Raw genomic sequence first — 17,871 nt, 5'->3', positions numbered from 1 at the left:
GTGGCCTAAGCTGATGCCAAGAGTATCTGTAGGCGTTTTCGGGTGCAACCAGGTGCAACCCGAATTTTTACCGGAAAAGGTGCAACTCGTCCGACAGGGTTATCCACAATCGGAAAAGGGACGTTAATGGTGCGTTTTCTTCTGAAAAATGGCGGTTTTGCTCCAAAAGGAAGCAAAAAATCGACTTTGCCTGAAAATGCACGTGAAGGTGCAACTTGCATATGAAAAATGGTTGCACCCTGTTTGCGTTGTTGCATAGGATGCGCCGCCTGGGTGCAACCGTCTTGCTGCGGTTGTGCATGAGATAAAAACAAACGCCAGGGCACACGCATGGGCAATCCACTAACGATCACTTTTGTGATCTACATCGCGGCAATGGTGCTGATCGGCTTCGCCGCCTATCGCTCCACCAAGAACCTTTCCGACTACATCCTCGGCGGTCGTAGCCTGGGCAGCGTGGTCACCGCGCTTTCCGCCGGTGCTTCCGACATGAGCGGCTGGCTGCTGATGGGCCTGCCGGGCGCCATCTACTTCTCCGGCCTTTCCGAAGCCTGGATCGCCATTGGCCTGACGGTCGGTGCCTACCTCAACTGGCTGTTCGTCGCCGGCCGTCTGCGTGTGCAGACCGAGTACAACGGTGATGCACTGACGCTGCCGGACTACTTCTCCAGCCGTTTCGAGGACAACAGCGGCCTGCTGCGGATCATCTCGGCCATCGTCATCCTGGTGTTCTTCACCATCTATTGCGCCTCCGGCATCGTTGCCGGTGCCCGTCTGTTCGAAAGCACCTTCGGCATGTCCTACGAGACTGCCCTGTGGGCCGGCGCCGCGGCTACCATCGCCTACACCTTCGTCGGTGGCTTCCTGGCTGTGAGCTGGACCGACACCGTGCAGGCCTCGCTGATGATCTTCGCGCTGATCCTCACCCCGATCATCGTGCTGATTTCCACTGGCGGCTTCGACACCACCTTCCTGGCCATCGAGGCGCAGAACCCAGCGAACTTCGACATGTTCCGTGGTGCGACCTTCATCGGCATCATCTCGCTGATGGGCTGGGGTCTGGGTTACTTTGGTCAGCCGCACATCCTGGCGCGCTTCATGGCCGCCGATTCGGTCAAGTCGATCGCCAACGCCCGTCGCATTTCCATGACCTGGATGATCCTGTGCCTGGCCGGTACCTGCGCGGTTGGCTTCTTCGGCATCGCCTACTTCTCGGCTCACCCTGAGGTTGCAGGCCCGGTCACCGAAAACCACGAGCGTGTGTTCATCGAGCTGGCCAAGATCCTGTTCAACCCGTGGATTGCCGGTGTGCTGCTGTCGGCCATTCTGGCTGCGGTGATGAGCACCTTGAGCTGCCAGCTGCTGGTGTGCTCCAGTGCGCTGACCGAAGACTTTTACAAGTCGTTCCTGCGTAAGAACGCCTCCCAGAAAGAGCTGGTCTGGGTAGGTCGCCTGATGGTGCTGGCCGTGGCCTTGATCGCTATCGCGATGGCGTCCAACCCGGAAAACCGCGTGCTGGGCCTGGTGGCGTACGCCTGGGCAGGCTTCGGTGCCGCGTTCGGGCCGGTTGTGCTGATTTCCGTACTGTGGAAAGGCATGACCCGTAACGGCGCGCTGGCGGGCATCGTGGTCGGTGCGCTAACCGTGATCCTGTGGAAGAACTATGTCGGCCTTGGCCTGTACGAAATCATCCCAGGCTTCCTGTTCGCCACCATCGCCATCGTCCTGGTGAGCAAGCTGAGCAGCCCGTCGAAGAGCATGGTTGCCTGCTTCGAGAAGGCTGACGCGGCTTATCACGCTGGCAAGTAAAACCTGTTGAGCCCGCCGCTGCCCGAGCAATGAGTCGCTTGGGCAGCGGCGGTGCGCATTACAGCGTGAAGCTCAGGCGTGTGCTTTCGAACGCGCCGGTTTGCAACGAGTGGATCAGCGCTTCGTACTCCCCGGGAGGGCAGTTTGTCAGCTTGAACTCCCATTGGTCGGTGCCGGTGTCCGGCACAACGAAGTTGTCGGTTCTGTCGTCAGGGCCAGTCAACGCCACGGCAGCGGTGTAGGGCTTGTTGATGACGCCGAGGGTGCCGAACAGCTTGGGGGTGGCAGCGGTCTTGTCGATATTGATGGAGGCTTTCATGCTCATGTGCTCCTGATTGATGGGAGGCATGAGTGTCTGGATTGTGCAGGAGGGGAGGTATCTGGAATACATTCCTGCACCTGTGTCGGTGCTGACCGACCGTCGTAACTGACTCCGCTTGCGTGACAGGTTAAACTTGCCGCCCCCGCAGGAGTTGCCATGAACTATCGTCACGCCTTCCACGCCGGCAACCACGCCGACGTCCTCAAACACATCGTGCTGACCCGCCTCATCGCCCTGATGTCGCGCAAGGAGCAGCCGTTCGCCTATATCGACACCCATGCCGGCCTTGGGCTGTACGACCTGCAGGGCGACCAGGCCACTCGCACCGGCGAGTACCTTGAAGGTGTCGCCCGCCTGTGGAATCGCGACGACCTGCCGGAAATGGCCGGTGATTACCTGCGCATCATCAAACGCCTAAATGCCGATGGCGAGTTGCGTTACTACCCCGGCTCTCCAGAGCTGGCTCGGCGCCTGATGCGCCAGCAGGACCGTGCGCTGCTCAACGAAAAGCACCCTGAAGACGGCCCGCTGCTCAAAGAGAACATGAAGAAGGACCCACGTGTGGTCGTGCACCTGGGCGAGGGTTGGCATGTGCCGCGGGCGCTGCTGCCAGTGCAGGAAAAGCGCGCCATCATGCTGATCGACCCGCCTTTCGAGCAGGCCGACGAACTCAAGCGTTGCACCGTGGCGATGAAAGAGGCGATTAGTCGCATGCGCCAGACCGTGGCGGCCATCTGGTATCCGATCAAGGACCAGCGCTCGCTGACCCGCTTCTACCAGGACCTGACCAGCACCGGCGCGCCTAAGCTGTTGCGGGTGGAGCTGTATGTGCATCACCAGGACAGCCCGCAGGGGCTCAACGGCTCTGGGCTGGCCATCGCCAACCCGCCTTGGGGGCTGGAAGAAGAACTCAAGGAGCTGCTGCCCTGTCTGGCCAAGGAGCTGGCGCAGACCGCAGGCAGCTTCCGCATGGACTGGCTGATCGCCGAGTAATAACCGTTGTTTGTACTGGCCCCATCGCCGGCAAGCCGGCTCCCACAGGTATTGCAGATATCTTGAGAGCGGCGTGGTCCATGTGGGAGCCGGCTTGCCGGCGATGGGGCCTTACAGGTTGCCGCTTTGCGCACAGGTTTGCGTTATAATCCCGCCCTTTAGCCGCCACCCGCCCACGAGGCCGCTGGCGCATCTCTACCGAATGAAGAGGCTAGTCCCTTGGCATTGACGATTCTTGGCCTGTCCGGCGCCCTTAGCCATGACCCTTCCGCGGCCCTGTACATCGACGGCAAACTGATTGCCGCCGCCGAAGAAGAGCGCTTCGTGCGTGACAAGCATGCGAAGAACCGCATGCCCTACGAGTCGGCGAAGTTCTGCCTGGAGCAGGCTGGCATCAAACCGTCCGACGTGGACGTAGTAGCCATTCCGTTCGCGCCGATCAGCCTGTTCGGCAAGGCCCGCTGGCACTATGCCAAGCGCTACTGGTACGCCCCGGACCGCGCCCTCGACGCGATCCTGATGGGCAACCGTCGCTACAAGCGCTACCGCAAGAAGATCGTCTGGTGCCTGGAGCAACTGGGCTTCGACCCGAAAAAGGTCAAGATCGAGCCGGTCGAGCACCACCTGGCTCACGCCTCCAGCGCCTACCACTGCTCGGGCTTCAAGGAAAAAACCGCGATCCTCGGCATCGACGGCAAGGGTGAGTACGCCACCACCTTCTTTGGCTACGGCGAAAACGGCAAGATCCACAAGATCAAGGAATTCTTCGATCCGGACTCGCTGGGTGGCTTGTACGGTGCAATCACCGAATTCCTCGGTTTCGAAATGCTCGACGGCGAGTTCAAGGTCATGGGCATGGCGCCGTATGGCGATGCCAGCAAGTACGACTTCTCCCGTCTGGCCAGCTTCGAGAATGGCGAACTGGTGATCAACACCGAGTACGCCAACGTCATCGGCCTGCGCCGCTATAAAGAGAAGGGCAAGGGCTTCTACTTCTCGCCGAAGCTCATCGAGTGGCTGGGTCCGAAGCGCGAAGGCGACATCGCCGACGAGCCGTACATCCACTACGCAGCCAGCATGCAGGCGCTGTTCGAGAAGATCGCCCTGCAGATGATCGACCACTACCTGGGCGACACCCTCAAGCAGACCGGCAAGCTGGCCTTCGCCGGCGGCTGCGCGCTGAACGTCAAGCTCAACCAGAAGATCATCGCCCGCTCCGACGTCAAGGAACTGTTCGTCCAGCCGGCCTCCGGTGACGCCGGTACCGCCGTTGGCGCCGCAGCTTACGTCTCCCACGCCCGTGGCGTACCGGTGGAGAAGATGGAGCACGTCTACCTCGGCCCGTCGTACTCCAACGAGGACGTGATCGCCGCCTGCGCCCGTCACCCGAACGCGCCGCAGTGGCGCAAGCTCGACGACATGCCGCAGCGTATCGCCAAGATCATGGTCGACGGCAACCCGGTGGCCTGGTTCCAGGGCCGCATGGAGTTCGGTCCGCGCGCCCTGGGTGGTCGTTCCATCATCGGCTGCCCAAGCGTGCCGGGCGTGGCCAACCGTATCAACGAGCAGATCAAGTTCCGCGAACGCTGGAGACCTTTCTGCCCGTCGATGCTCGACACCGTCGCCCCGCAGATGATCAAGGTCGATCACCCGGCGCCGTTCATGACCTTCACCTTCGAAGTGGCTGAAGAGTGGAAGACCCGTGTACCGGAAGTGGTCCACGAGGACGGTACCTCCCGTGCCCAGGTGCTCAAGCGCGAGTACAACCCGCGTTACTACGACATGATGAAGGCGCTGGAAGACCTGACCGGAAACGGTGTGTCGCTCAACACCTCGTTGAACCGTCGTGGCGAACCCATGATCTGCTCGCCGACCGATGCCTTGAACATGTTCTTCGGCTCGGACCTGCAGTACCTGATCATGGAAGACATCCTGGTCGTCAAGGATGGTGCGGCGCCGTATGACCAGCCGCTCTGAACTGCGCGTCCTGCAATTCTGCCATGGCTATGACGGGCCGTTCCTCGACTGCGCCCGTCAGTACGCCAGCCTGTTCCAGGGCAGTGGCTACAAGGTCACCACGGTGTTCCTCACCGGTGCCGCCGACCCGCAGGTTGCGGCTGGCTGTGCTTCGGACGAGGTACTGTTTCTGGAGTTCAGCTCCAAGGCCGTGCGTGGGCTGAAGCTCGGGGCGATCCGCGCGTTGCGCCGGATCGCAGCCGAGCGCAATTTCAGTTTCTGCATCGCCCACCGCTTCAAGCCGATCTATGTGGCCTTGCTGGGTACCGGGTTGCCGGTGATCGGCGTGCACCATGCCTTCGGCGACTATCAGCGCAAAGGGCGTCGGCTGTTCGCCAACCTGTTCAGCAAGCGCCTGAGCCTGCTTGGCGTGTCGGATGCGGTGCGTGACGACATGCGCCGATGCTTGCCGCAGTGGCCGGCCGAGCGCATTCAGACCCTGTACAACCGTATCGACATCGAAGCCTTGCAGGCCTCGCTCGTGCCCCGTGCCGAGGCCCGTGAGGCCCTGGGCCTGGACGCGCAGGCCTGGATCGTGGGTAACGTCGGTCGGCTGCATCCAGACAAGGATCAGGCCACATTGCTGCGTGGCTTTGCCCAGGCTTTGCCGGAGTTGCCCGCCGGGTCACGGCTGGCTGTGCTCGGGGAAGGGCGTCTGGAAGGCAAGCTCAAGGCACTTGCTGCAGAACTCGGTATTGCCGGCCAGGTGGACTTCCTGGGCCAGGTGCCGAACGCCCGCCGTTACTTCCAGGCCTTCGATGTGTTTGCCCTGAGCTCCGATCATGAGCCTTTCGGCATGGTCCTGCTCGAAGCCATGGTTGCCGGCGTGCCTCTACTGGCCACGGCCTGCGGCGGTGCCCGCGAAGTGGTCGAAGGCGTGGGCGTGCTGTTCCCGCTGGGCGATACCGCGCAGCTGGCGCAGGGCCTCAAGCACATGGCCGGGCTGGATGCGCAGCAGCGTCAGGTTTGTGCCGAACACATGCTTCAGCGCCTGCATGAACGCTTCTCCGACTCGGCCGTGCGTGAAGCCTTCTGGCAGCTGCCTCAGGTGCGTGCGATGGTGGCGCAGGCGTGATGCTCAACCATATTCAAGCGTTCCGCGAACGCGGCTGGCAGGTTATCGACGCTGCCGCCTATGCCGAAGCCTGGGCGCGATTCGGGGGCAGTGTTGCAACGCATCCACTGGTAATCGAGCAATTGGCGCAATTGGCGCAAATTCCCGTGCGTTATCTGGGTTGGCAGCAAGGTGGCGATCTCAAAGCCGCCATCCCCACCTGGGGACGGCACTTGGCGCTGTCCAAGGACGTGCTCAAGCGTGCAGGCAAGAAGGGCCTGTTCGACCTGGGCAATGCCGAGATCATCCTACCTGCCGCCGCAGATGCCGCTGCCCCGCTGCGTCACACCGGTCGCTATCTGTCTGAGCTCAATCAGGGCCGCTTCGCGGGCCTCAAGGCACAGCCGGAGCAACTGGCGATGGCACGGGCTCATGAGGACCTGTCGAAGAAGTTTCGCTACAACCAGCGCCGCGAGCTGCGTTTGCTGGAAGAGGCGGGCGGTGTGGTACGCCCGATCAGCGACTTCAGCTCCGACGACATCGCGGCCATGTATTGCGACCTGTTCCAGCGCCGCTGGGGCTTCCCGGCCACCGGGGCGGCGCACATGGCCGAGGTGCTGGAGCGCCTGCGTGAATTGCTGATCGGCTCGGTGCTGTTGCTGGACGACAAAGCCATTGCGATCCAGCTGGTGTACCGGGTCGAAGCGCCGGAGTGGGTCAGCGTCGAGTACATCAACGGTGGCGTCGACCCCGAGACCAAGGCGTTCAGCCCTGGTAGCGTGCTGAGCTTCCTCAATACCCAGGCGGCCTGGGAAGATGCCCGCGCGCGCAACAAGCCGCTGCGCTTCTCGTTCGGTCGTGCCGACCGCGAGTACAAGGACCGCTGGTGCAACCCCGTGCCGGTGTTCCAGGTATGAGCCGCAAGCAGCAGTTGCTCAAGCGTCACAGGCGCAACAAGCGCTTGGGGCTGCTGGCTGCGCTGGTGCTGCTGGTTGCCCTCGGGCTGACCACCTGGTGGTGGTTGCCGCTGCTGCTATTGCCGGTGTTGTGGGCCGTTCATGAGGCCTGGTTCGCCGACCACTTGTTCTATACGCCAGGGGAAGACTACGTCTACCGCTTCGGGGAGCAGACCCGCCAGGTGAAGGCCAGCTTGCAAGGTGGCGTGCTGCGCGCCGACACCTCGCTTGATGGCGACGAAACCCTGGTGCTGGAAGTGCGCATCAAGAGCCGCTGGCTCGGCCGCTTCCTCGACCCGCGTGTCGAGTTGCTCGGTGACGGGGAGCGAGACTGCCAGACCTTCGAGCGAGGCGTCGATGGTGTGCGTTATCTCAACCTTACCGGCTTGGCCGCCCCGTTGCAGGCAGCGCAATTGCGTTTGCGCGGGCGTTACTGCCGGTTGCTGGGTGAACCACGGCTGTGGATAACCCCGAGTGTCGAGTTACAGCGCCGCAGGGTGATGGTCATCGCCCCCCACGCTGATGACGCCGAGCTGGCCGCATATGGGCTCTACAGCCAGGCAGACGAAACCTGGGTGGTGACTCTGACTGCCGGAGAGATCGAAGCGGAACATTACCAGCAGATGGGAATGGGCCGCGCCGAGGCGGCGCGGCTAAAGGGGCGTTTGCGCGCCTGGGATAGCGTCGCAGTGCCGCGTTGGGCCGGTGTGCCTGAGTCGCGTTGCGTGCAGTTGGGCTACTTCTGCCTGCAACTCCCCATCATGCAGGCCGCACCCGACCAGCCTGCCGTTTCCCGGGAAGCCGACATGGCCGATATCCGGCCGTTCCGCCAGTTCAACCCGTTCCCGCTGCCTGCCGACGGCGATGGGCAGCCGACCTGGAACAACCTGCTGGCCGACTTGCGCGCCTTGCTGGAGCTGGCCAAGCCTGAAGTGCTGGTGATGCCGCATCCACAACTTGACCCACATCCGGACCATATCTGTGCCCAGGCCGCAGTGCTGGAGGCCCTTGAAGGCCTGTCGTGGCAGCCGCAGACCCTGCTGTGCTACGCCAACCATCTGCACGACAACGACCGCTGGCCGATGGGCGACAGTGGCGATGGCGTTGCCTTGCCGCCGCAACTGAGTGCCGAGCAGGCCTGGGCGCCGTGCAGCCTGGTTCTGGATGTGGCGACCCAGCGCGACAAGGCCATGGCCCTGGGCATGATGCACGATCTGCAGCCACCTGCACCGTTCAAGCGCCGCGTGCGTCGGTTGCTGCAGCGCTGGCTGGCCGGGCGCCGTCCGTCGCCATACGGAGAAAACGAGTTCTTCCGTAAGGCTGTGCGTCGACATGAACTGTTCTGGCGGCGTGAGCTGTAAAAACGCTGCTGGTTGACCGAGTTGGCGCTGAGCGCCCAAGGAATGCAATGAAAGTCCTATTTCTGGTGCAGAAGGAACAACGGGCGATCCTCGACCGCCTGTACGACGGCGTCGCGGCCAACTGTGAGTGCGACCTGCGCTGGCTGAGCAGCGAAGACCAGCGCAACCTGCGTCGTTACTTCAAGCGTGAGGTGGATGTCGAGCGCTACGACCGGATCGTGTTTTTCCTGCGTTTCAAGCAAGAGATCCGTCAGGTGGCATTCATCCGCAGCGTGCCGAACCTGGTCATCCTCGAGCACGATGCCTACCAGAACTACATCCCCTGCAAGTACACCGGCAAGTTCAGTGCGCACTACCGCAAGCTGCCCTGGGCGCGGGTGATCAGCTCGGGTTACATGGTCAGCGAACGCCTGCGCCAGGAAGGTTTCGACGCCGTGTTCGTGCCCAAGGGCTACGACGAGCAGTTGTTGGCGGACCAAGGGCGCGAGCGTGATATCGAGCTGGCGTTCGTCGGCAGCACCAAGAGCGTGGCCTACAGTGGTCGCAAGGCGTTGCTGGACGAACTAGGGCAGGTCGAAAACTTGGTAGTGACCCGCACCAACTCCGGTGAAGACTACTGCAACACGCTCAACCGCATCCGTTTCTTCGTCAGTGCCGATGTCGGCATGGGCGAGTACATGATCAAGAACTTCGAGGCCATGGCCTGCGGCTGTGTGCTGCTGGCTTATGACCAGGGCGAAGGAGAAAACCGAGCACTTGGTTTGCAGGACATGCACAACGTAGTGCTCTACGACAGCATTCCGATGCTCCAGGAGAAACTTCGTACATTGCGTGCGGACCCTTCGCTGGCCCAGCGGATTGCGGAAAATGGCCGCCTTTTGTCAGTATCCCGTTTCAGTTTCGCAGAGGTAGGGCGTAGCATCGTCGAACATATGCGCCCTGCACTAAGGCCTCATCCACCGCTGACGTTGTTGCAGCGGCTTCGTCTGAAGCTCGGCGTCTGATCAACAGGCGTTTCGCTCCCAGGGACGGGGGTGCAGTGGGTGAATGCAAGGCGGAGGGAATCCGGTGCGCTATTCCGATGAGAGTGATATCACGCTGGTCGTGACCAGTTGTGGACGGTTCGATCTGCTCAAGCAGACCCTGGACAGTTTTGATCGCTATAACACGGCACCCATTCGCGAGGTCTTCATTACCGAAGACTCGGGTGACGACGCTGTGCACGCCTGCATACCCGAGCACTGGAAGCCCCGTTGCCAGGTGTTCGTGAATCGCCCGAAGCTCGGCCAGTTGGCGTCGATTGACCTGGCCTACAGTCACGTCAAGACACCTTACATCTTCCACTGCGAGGATGACTGGAAGTTCTACCGGCAAGCCTTTGTCGAAGACTCCCGCGCCATACTGGAAGTCAGTCCAGACCTGCTGCAGGTCTGGCTCCGTAGCCATGCCCATGACCTGGCCATCCACAGCCCCTACATTCACCTGGGTGCGCGCCAGGTGATCGCGGGGGTGCCGTGCTATCCATTGTTCTCCGACAAGGCCGACTGGCAGGCATTTTCCCTGAACCCGGGTCTGCGTCGGCTAAGTGATTATCAACGCGTTGCGCCATTTGCCGCCTATGCTGGTGAGAAGGCGCTTTCCCGGCGTTACGCCGAGCTGAACCTTGCAGCGGTCACTCTCGAAGGCGATGCGGTATTGCACACCGGGTTCGGCAAGCATGTGACCCTGCCCGGAGAAGAGCGGCGCAAGGCCAGGCGGCGCAAGCGCGACCGGGTAAAGCTGGCATTGACGCTGCTGATGGGCGCCCTGCTTGGCATGGGAATTACCCTGTTCGTTCACTGAAATCGCAGTCCCACCTGGTTTGAACGGGAGGGGAGCGTTACGCCATGAACATCGTCAACATGATGTGGTCGGGTGGTTCGCGGTACATCTCCATCCACAGAGTGCATTGTCAGGTGCTGGCCTGCGTTGGCGCTGATGCGCGCATCAGCAACTGGCTGCTGCTCGGCAGCGGAGTGTGCCATGCGCTTGGCCCGACCCAGGAGTGGCATATGCCGCCCAGGGCCCTGAAGGGGCGTCATCTCTGGCGTTTGCTGCGCCCGTGGTTGCGCAGTCGGTTACGCAAGGCGCTGATCGAGGCTCGCGCTGAAGTGCTACTGCTCGATGGTGTCGGCGTTGCCCGTCTGGTCCTGCCTCTGATGCAGCAGGTTCCGGGGCTGAGGGCCAATGTGCTGTTCCATGGTGGCACCCGGCTAAGCTCTGCCGATATTCGCCTGTTGCGTGAACTTCCCTCCAATCGTTTGAACCTTGCGGCCGTTTCGCAAACCCTCGCCGAGTCATTGGCGCGCGACCTCGGCAAGCCAGTAAGAACCTTGCGCATGGCGCTCGACCCGAGGGCTTTTGCCGAGCGGTTGTTGAGTGCGGATCAGGCCAGGCAGGTACTGAGGTTGCCGCCATCCCCCTGCCAGGTCTTTGGGGCCGTGGGTCGCCTGGTGGAGAGCAAGGGGTTCGAGATGTTGATCGAGGCCTTCGCCGAAGCGGCCTCCCGGCAAGCGCACATACAGCTGGCCATTCTCGGGGAGGGCCCGTTGCATGCCAGCCTGCAGGCGCGGGTCAAGGCACTGGGGTTGGCCGAGCGTATTCACTTGTGCGGCCATCGTGAAGACCTGCAGCAGTTGTACCGAGCGTTTGACTGGGTGCTGATTCCCTCGCGCTCGGAAGGCTTGGGGTTGGTTGTGCAGGAGGCGGTACTGGCTGACGTACCGGTGATGTGTAGCGACCTGGCGGTGTTCCGCGAGCAATTGCAGGATGCAGGGTGGTATCTGCCTGTGGGAGACGTGGCCGAGTGGGCGCGGGCGATGGAGCGCAGTGTCACCCTCGACCCGGCCGCCATAGCTGCCCGGCAGCGCCAGACGCTGGCGCCGGAGCAGGCATGGCAGGGGTTTCAGGAGGGCTCGGCAAGCCTTTTGCGTGGCTGGCCGTCAGCGGGCTAGCAGATTGGCTTCGAACTCGGCGAGCGGGAAGCGATCTCCCAGTTTCTCTCGTTCGATGTAACGCACCATATGCTGGACGTTGCGCCGGATCATCCGCGCAGACAGCGGTGGGCGAAGGAAGCGCATGTCTGCCACGTCGATCAGGCCCAGCTGCTGCTCGGGGGTGACCACCACGTTGCCCAGGTGCAGCGAGCGGAAGTAGATGCCCGAGCGATGCAGGTGGCGGATCAGCGTGATCAGTTGCGGGAGGTAGGTGTCCCAGCTGAAGCCTTCGTCGCGAGACATCTGCAACAGCGTTCGGCCTGGCAGTGGGCGATACAGCACTGCCGTTCTGCCCGGCAGGTCGAGCTTGTGCTGGCTGATGACTTCGAGCGTCGGAATGCCCAGTTGCGCCAAGCGTGCGGCGTTGTCGACGAAACGCTGGGAGTAGGGGCGCAGCAGCGCAGATGAAATCAGACGCTTGCGGCGGAAAACCTTGAGGAAATTGCCATCCTTGAGCAGGTAGACTTTGGCGCCATGGCTGTCTGCCTCGAGCACCTGGGCGCCAAGTGTCAGCTGATCGAAGTCGACCTGGGTGAGCCGGGAGCATTGCATGAGTAGGGCCTTGTCGTCTGGCGAACGAAATGACCGGCCATAATGCCGAAAATAACGCGTGAGCACCATGTCAGTGTCTGTGATTCACAGGGAGCGAAGATGTTGCATCAGAAACGCTGGGCACAGGTCTGGTTGGGTGTCGGTCTGGTCTGGTTCATGGCGGCGATCGCGCTGGCGCCCAGCAACAAGGTCTACCAGCAGGGGCTGATCCTCTTCCTCTGGCTGCCGACCCTGATCATGGCCTGGCCTGCCCGGCAGATTCTGATAGAAGCCTTCCGTCGTCAGGCGGCGTTGTGGTGCAGCGTGATGTTATTGCTGGTCTGGAGCGCCATCAGTCTGGCGTGGTCACCGAACCAGGAGGTGCTGCGCGAAAGCAAGCGCCTGGTGTACATCCTGGTGTTCCTGCTGGCGTTTCCCGTGCTGGCGCAGGCCGGAGAGCTCAGGGTACGTCGGCTGCTGCAGGCTGGAGGGCTGTTGCTGGCGGTCGCAGCGCTGGTGTCCATCGTCAACTACTACGGGGTGCATGCACACCTTTTGCGGGCCAGGCTGGAAGGTATCGGCGAAATTTCACACCCCATCCTTGGGGCTTATGTGATTGGCACTGGCTTGCTGGTGCTGCTGTACGAGGTGCCGCACCATCGTGCACTGCAGCTTGCCTGGGTACTGGCCCTTTTGTGCCTGGGTGCGTTCGTCGCGCTCAGCCAGAGTCGGGGGGCGATTCTGTCGCTGGTCTGCACCCTGGTGGTCGCACCACTGTGGTTCAAGGGCCGGTACAGTCGTTTGATCGCGGTATTGGCGCTGATCGCAAGCGGCTTGGCGCTGTTTTTTGTGTACAACCTGCTCACCCTGCGCGGTGCGTCCTACCGACCCGAGATATTCCAGGTTGCCTTGCAGATGATTGCCCAGCACCCCTGGACCGGCGTGGGGCTGGGGGGTAACTACAACGTGATCGCAGTGGGCAGGCACTTCGACCACACCCACAACATGTTTACCCATGTTGCCCTTGAACTGGGGCTGCCAGGCATGCTGCTGTGGATCGCCGTGTGGCTGTCGGCCCTATGGGAAATCCTGCGCGCCCGGGGCAGCCTGCTCGGCAAGGTACTGCTCGGCCTTTGGCTATTCTCCACGCTGGCCATGCAATTCGACGCCGCCAGCCTCACAGCGACACCGCGTGCGGAGTGGTTCATCAGTTGGCTGCCGGTCGGTTTGGCCATGTTGCTACCCTGGGGAGTGCCGAAAATGACGCCTGTGGTAAAATTCGCCGTTCAACCTCAACAGCGAGCTCAATGATGGCCGAAACACCGCGACCTGCGGAGCATACCTCCAGCCTGAAGATCTACTTCCGGCTGCTGAGCTACGTGAAACCCTATGCCGGCATTTTCCTGCTGAGTATCGTGGGTTTCGTCATATTCGCTTCGACTCAGCCAATGCTGGCCGGGATCCTCAAGTATTTCGTCGACGGCCTGAGCAACCCGGAAGCGGTGTTGTTCCCCAATGTGCCGTACCTGCGCGACCTGCAATTGCTGCAGGCGGTACCCCTGCTGATCATCCTGATCGCCGCGTGGCAGGGCCTGGGCTCGTTCCTCGGCAACTACTTCCTGGCCAAGGTTTCTCTGTGTCTGGTACACGACCTGCGGGTCGAGCTGTTCAACAAGTTGCTGGTGTTGCCTAACCGCTACTTCGACAACCACAACTCGGGACACCTGATTTCGCGCATCACCTTCAACGTGACCATGGTCACCGGGGCGGCAACCGACGCGATCAAGGTGGTCATTCGTGAAGGCCTGACCGTCGTGTTCCTGTTCGCCTACCTGCTGTGGATGAACTGGCACCTGACCTTGGTGATGGTCGCCATCCTGCCGGTGATCGCGGTCATGGTGAGCGTGGCCAGCAAGAAATTCCGCAAGCAGAGCAAGAAGATCCAGGTGGCCATGGGCGATGTGACCCACGTTGCCTCCGAGACCATCCAGGGCTACCGCGTGGTCCGCAGCTTCGGCGGTGAGGCTTACGAAGAGCGACGCTTCGGCCGTGCCAGCCAGAGCAACACCGACAAACAGCTGCGCATGACCAAGACCGGCTCGCTGTACACGCCGATGTTGCAGCTGGTGATCTACAGCGCCATGGCCGCCCTGATGTTCCTGGTGCTGTTCCTGCGCGGCGAGTCCACCGCCGGTGATCTGGTGGCGTACATCACTGCCGCCGGCCTGCTGCCCAAGCCGATCCGCCAGCTTTCCGAAGTCAGCTCGACCATCCAGAAAGGCCTGGCCGGTGCTGAAAGCATCTTCGAGCAACTCGACGAGGAAGCTGAAGTCGACACTGGCACCGTCGAGAAAGAGCGCGTGGAAGGCCGTCTCGAAGTGCGTAACCTGAGCTTCACCTATCCGGGGACCGACCGCGAAGTGCTCAGCGACATCAGCTTCGTCGCCGAACCGGGCCAGATGATTGCCCTGGTAGGGCGCTCAGGCAGCGGCAAGTCGACCTTGGCGGCGCTGATTCCACGCTTCTATCACCACGATAAGGGGCAGATCTTGCTCGATGGCGTGGAGATCGAGAATTACCGCCTGCGCAATCTGCGTCGTCATGTATCCCAGGTGACCCAGCATGTGACCCTGTTCAACGATACCGTGGCCAACAACATCGCCTACGGCGACCTGGCCGGTGCTCCGCGTGCGGACATCGAGGCCGCCGCTGCCGATGCCTATGCCAAGGAGTTCGTCGACAAGCTGCCCAAAGGCTTCGATACCGAGGTTGGCGAGAATGGCGTGCTGCTGTCGGGCGGCCAGCGTCAGCGTCTGGCGATTGCCCGTGCACTGCTCAAGAACGCGCCATTGCTTATCCTCGACGAGGCGACGTCGGCGCTGGACACCGAGTCCGAACGGCATATCCAGGCAGCACTGGACCATGTGATGGAAGGTCGTACCACCCTGGTGATCGCCCACCGATTGTCTACCATCGAGAAGGCGGACCAGATTCTGGTGATGGACCAGGGGCGCCTGGTGGAGCGGGGCACGCACGCCGAGCTGCTTGCAGCCAATGGCCATTATGCCCGCCTGCACGCCATGGGTCTGGACGAGCCGGAAAAGGCCGATATCACCTGAAACACCTTGTATCGGGGCCTCGCTGGCCCCGATTGTCACCGGAATTTTCCAGGGCCTGATCTGGCCATAAAGCCGTCGTCTGCCCTGTGCTAATATCCTGCCCCTGTTCATTTTTTCATTTGGGTTGCCCATGAAGTTGTCCATGCCGCGTTTCGATCAAGCCCCGGTATTGGTGGTCGGCGATGTCATGCTCGACCGCTACTGGCATGGCGGTACTTCGCGTATCTCGCCAGAAGCGCCAGTGCCGGTGGTCAAGGTCGATCAGATCGAGGATCGCCCCGGCGGTGCGGCCAACGTTGCCTTGAACATCGCTGCACTCGGCGCCCCGGCGCTGTTGATCGGTGTCACAGGCCAGGACGAGGCCGCCGACAGCCTGGCCAACAGCCTGCATGCTGCTGGCGTGCGTTCGGTGTTCCAGCGCATCGCGCACCAACCGACCATCGTCAAGCTGCGGGTCATGAGCCGTCACCAGCAGCTTCTGCGTATCGACTTCGAAGAGCCGTTCGCCACCGACCCGCTGTCGCTGGGTGCTGAAGTCGATAGCCTGCTCGAGGGCGTCAAGGTGTTGGTGCTGTCCGACTACGGCAAGGGCGCACTGAAAAACCACCAAAGCCTGATCCAGGCAGCGCGGGCCAAAGGCATTCCGGTGCTGGCCGACCCCAAGGGCAAGGACTTTTCCATCTACCGCGGCGCGAGCCTGATCACCCCGAACCTCAGCGAGTTCGAAACCATCGTTGGCCGCTGCGCCGATGAGAGCGAGCTGGTCGCCAAAGGCCTGCAACTGCTGCAGGATTTGGATTTGGGGGCGCTGCTGGTGACCCGTGGCGAGCATGGCATGACCTTGTTGCGCGTTGGTCAACCGGCCCTGCACCTGCCGGCCCGTGCCCGTGAAGTGTTCGATGTCACCGGTGCTGGCGATACCGTGATTTCCACGTTGGCGGCCGCCATCGCTGCCGGCGAAGACTTGCCCCACGCGGTGGCCCTGGCCAACCTGGCCGCGGGTATCGTGGTCGGCAAGCTGGGTACCGCTGCAATCAGCGCACCCGAGCTGCGCCGTGCGATTCAGCGCGAGGAAGGTTCCGAACGTGGCGTGTTGGGCCTGGAGCAGCTGCTGCTGGCCATCGACGATGCCCGTGCGCACAAGGAAAAGATCGTGTTCACCAATGGCTGCTTCGACATCTTGCATGCCGGCCATGTCACCTACCTGGAACAGGCCAGGGCCCAGGGCGATCGCCTGATCGTCGCGGTCAACGACGATGCTTCGGTCAGCCGTTTGAAAGGCCCAGGGCGGCCCATCAACAGCGTCGACCGGCGCATGGCCGTGCTGGCAGGCCTGGGGGCTGTGGATTGGGTGATCAGCTTCCCCGAGGGCACGCCGGAGAACCTGCTGAGCCAGGTCAAGCCAGATGTGCTGGTCAAAGGTGGCGACTATGGCATCGACCAGGTGGTGGGCGCTGATATCGTCAAGGCCTATGGCGGTACCGTGAAGGTGCTGGGGCTGGTCGAGAACAGCTCGACCACGGCGATTGTCGAGAAGATCCGCAAGCACTGATGTTCGTGCGATGGGCCGCTTGGCGGCCCATCGCCGGCAAGCCGGCTCCCACAAGCACCGCGCAGATCCTGAGATAACCACAGTACCTGTAGGAGCCGGCTTGCCGGCGATGGGGCGCAAAGCGGCCCCAAACATTACTTGTGCAGCGAAGTCCGTGCCCGCTCCAGCAACGCCCGCGCCTTGTCGCCAAACCGCTGTAACTGCGAGCTGGCGCCAGTATCGGCCAAGCCTTGCTGCTTCACCCAATCCTTCCAGCGTATCCGTTCATCCTTGACCACCCATCCCGCCTGCTTGGCGAAGCTCTCCGCCAGGTAAAGCCCCCGTGTGCTCGCCGGCACCAACTCGTCCTTCTTCAGCGTGTACAGCTCTGCCAACGGGTGCCCGTCCTTCAGCGGCATCAGGTACAGGTCTGGTCGCTTGCGGTTGAGTCGGGCCACCAGTTGATCGCCTTCCAGCCGTTCATCGACATGGAACAGGCTGAGCTTCTTGGCTTCTCTGGGCACCTGCAGGCGCATGTCATAAATCAGCTGTAACGAAGCGGTAGGCAGGTGCACGTAGGCCCGAGGCCGTTCAAGCAGCATCAGGTTGCCGCAATGAACGGGCCGTGCCGCGCCAGATTCCGGTGTAAGAATGAACGGCAAGGTTTCCCGGTAATGCAGGGCCGCCGCGTAAGGTGCGGGTAGCCAGGTGTCGTTGAAACGCCCGCCCAACCAGCCTTCCGGTGTCTCCAGCAGGCATTCCTCGGCCACTTCCTGCACGGCTGTGTGCAGGGGCAGGTTGAGCTCTTGCGCCGGGACGTAGCCGGAAATCAGTTTCAGCACCACGTCGCCCCGATCCTGACGACGCTGGCGCACCAGTACCCAGTAATCGCGGTGTTGCCAATGCAAGGTCAGGCGTACCGAGACGCCAAGGTTGGCCAGTTCGATCACGAAACGCTGGTCATTGGGCAACTGGATGGCCCGGCGCCGCTGTTGGGTCTGGGCGAAATTCAGCGGCATGCCGATGCTTTGGTACGTCAGGCCTTCGGGCGTGGCTTCGACATGCAGTGGAAGTGTCTTGAAGTTGCTCGGGTTCTTGCGAATCAGCGTACGCGGCACGAGGCTCCTCCTTGCGTCGGGTCAGT

15 protein-coding genes and 1 pseudogene are annotated in these 17,871 nt (G+C 62.0%); 12 read left to right on the top strand and 4 right to left on the bottom strand.

The window, feature by feature from the left end:
• Positions 1-5: 5 nt before the first annotated feature.
• A complete protein-coding gene (locus PspTeo4_RS18690; RefSeq protein ID WP_322365401.1) occupies positions 6-332 on the bottom strand; it encodes a hypothetical protein in 327 nt (108 codons plus the stop codon).
• Here PspTeo4_RS18690 and putP point away from each other — a divergent pair.
• Entirely contained in the window at positions 331-1,809 is a 1,479-nt protein-coding gene (gene putP, locus PspTeo4_RS18685) for a sodium/proline symporter PutP (RefSeq protein ID WP_322365400.1), read from the top strand. The genes PspTeo4_RS18690 and putP overlap by 2 nt on opposite strands.
• 58 nt (positions 1,810-1,867) lie before the next feature.
• Here putP and PspTeo4_RS18680 read toward each other — a convergent pair whose 3' ends face one another.
• A complete protein-coding gene (locus PspTeo4_RS18680; protein WP_322365399.1) occupies positions 1,868-2,128 on the bottom strand; it encodes a hypothetical protein in 261 nt (86 codons plus the stop codon).
• Between the two features lie 159 nt (positions 2,129-2,287).
• On the opposite strand from PspTeo4_RS18680, the gene PspTeo4_RS18675 reads away from it, so the two are divergent.
• The 8 genes from PspTeo4_RS18675 to PspTeo4_RS18640 all read left to right on the top strand — a co-directional run bounded on the left by PspTeo4_RS18675 (position 2,288) and on the right by PspTeo4_RS18640 (position 11,504).
• A complete protein-coding gene (locus PspTeo4_RS18675) occupies positions 2,288-3,124 on the top strand; it encodes a 23S rRNA (adenine(2030)-N(6))-methyltransferase RlmJ (RefSeq protein ID WP_322365398.1) in 837 nt (278 codons plus the stop codon).
• 219 nt (positions 3,125-3,343) lie between these two features.
• Positions 3,344-5,101 (top strand): carbamoyltransferase, encoded by a 1,758-nt coding sequence (locus tag PspTeo4_RS18670; protein WP_322365397.1) that lies wholly within the window; start codon positions 3,344-3,346, stop codon positions 5,099-5,101.
• The gene (locus PspTeo4_RS18665) at positions 5,085-6,215 is read left to right on the top strand and encodes a glycosyltransferase (protein WP_322365396.1); all 1,131 of its coding nucleotides are present in this window, start codon (positions 5,085-5,087) and stop codon (positions 6,213-6,215) included. Before PspTeo4_RS18670 ends, PspTeo4_RS18665 begins: the two co-directional genes overlap by 17 nt.
• Entirely contained in the window at positions 6,215-7,111 is an 897-nt protein-coding gene (locus tag PspTeo4_RS18660) for an antimicrobial resistance protein Mig-14 (protein ID WP_322365394.1), read from the top strand. Before PspTeo4_RS18665 ends, PspTeo4_RS18660 begins: the two co-directional genes overlap by 1 nt.
• Complete coding sequence (locus PspTeo4_RS18655) at positions 7,108-8,511, top strand: PIG-L deacetylase family protein (RefSeq protein ID WP_322365393.1); 1,404 nt, start codon at positions 7,108-7,110, stop codon at positions 8,509-8,511. Before PspTeo4_RS18660 ends, PspTeo4_RS18655 begins: the two co-directional genes overlap by 4 nt.
• A gap of 47 nt (positions 8,512-8,558) precedes the next feature.
• On the top strand, positions 8,559-9,515 hold the full coding sequence (locus PspTeo4_RS18650) for a glycosyltransferase family protein (protein WP_322365392.1): 957 nt from the start codon (positions 8,559-8,561) through the stop codon (positions 9,513-9,515).
• A gap of 64 nt (positions 9,516-9,579) precedes the next feature.
• Positions 9,580-10,353 carry a glycosyltransferase family 2 protein gene (locus PspTeo4_RS18645; protein ID WP_322365391.1) on the top strand — a complete coding sequence of 258 codons (774 nt, stop codon included), beginning with the start codon at positions 9,580-9,582 and terminating at the stop codon, positions 10,351-10,353.
• Between the two features lie 44 nt (positions 10,354-10,397).
• On the top strand, positions 10,398-11,504 hold the full coding sequence (locus PspTeo4_RS18640) for a glycosyltransferase (protein WP_322365390.1): 1,107 nt from the start codon (positions 10,398-10,400) through the stop codon (positions 11,502-11,504).
• On the opposite strand, the gene PspTeo4_RS18635 is transcribed toward PspTeo4_RS18640, so the two are convergent.
• Positions 11,493-12,098: a toluene tolerance protein gene (locus PspTeo4_RS18635; protein WP_322365389.1), complete on the bottom strand. Its 606-nt coding sequence runs from the start codon at positions 12,096-12,098 to the stop codon at positions 11,493-11,495. The two genes, PspTeo4_RS18640 and PspTeo4_RS18635, sit on opposite strands and share 12 nt — an antisense overlap.
• A 99-nt stretch (positions 12,099-12,197) precedes the next feature.
• On the opposite strand from PspTeo4_RS18635, the pseudogene PspTeo4_RS18630 reads away from it, so the two are divergent.
• The 3 genes and pseudogenes from PspTeo4_RS18630 to hldE form a co-directional block, all read left to right on the top strand.
• Positions 12,198-13,369 (top strand): annotated as a pseudogene (locus PspTeo4_RS18630) (O-antigen ligase family protein); the annotation flags it as partial.
• Positions 13,370-13,387: 18 nt separating this feature from the next.
• Entirely contained in the window at positions 13,388-15,196 is a 1,809-nt protein-coding gene (gene msbA, locus PspTeo4_RS18625) for a lipid A export permease/ATP-binding protein MsbA (protein ID WP_322366889.1), read from the top strand.
• Positions 15,197-15,326: 130 nt separating this feature from the next.
• Positions 15,327-16,748, top strand: coding sequence for a bifunctional D-glycero-beta-D-manno-heptose-7-phosphate kinase/D-glycero-beta-D-manno-heptose 1-phosphate adenylyltransferase HldE (hldE, locus tag PspTeo4_RS18620; protein WP_322365388.1), 1,422 nt, complete (start codon positions 15,327-15,329; stop codon positions 16,746-16,748).
• A 134-nt stretch (positions 16,749-16,882) separates the two neighbouring features.
• Here the strand turns inward: hldE and PspTeo4_RS18615 are convergent, their stop codons facing one another.
• Positions 16,883-17,845, bottom strand: a complete 963-nt coding sequence (locus PspTeo4_RS18615) for a metal ABC transporter ATPase (RefSeq protein ID WP_322365387.1) — start codon at positions 17,843-17,845, stop codon at positions 16,883-16,885.
• Positions 17,846-17,871 lie beyond the last annotated feature (26 nt).

Source organism: Pseudomonas sp. Teo4, assembly GCF_034387475.1.
Classification (GTDB): Bacteria; Pseudomonadota; Gammaproteobacteria; order Pseudomonadales; family Pseudomonadaceae; genus Aquipseudomonas.
The sequence above is the reverse complement of the archived record's forward strand: the minus strand, read 5'-3'. Positions and strand labels throughout refer to the sequence as shown.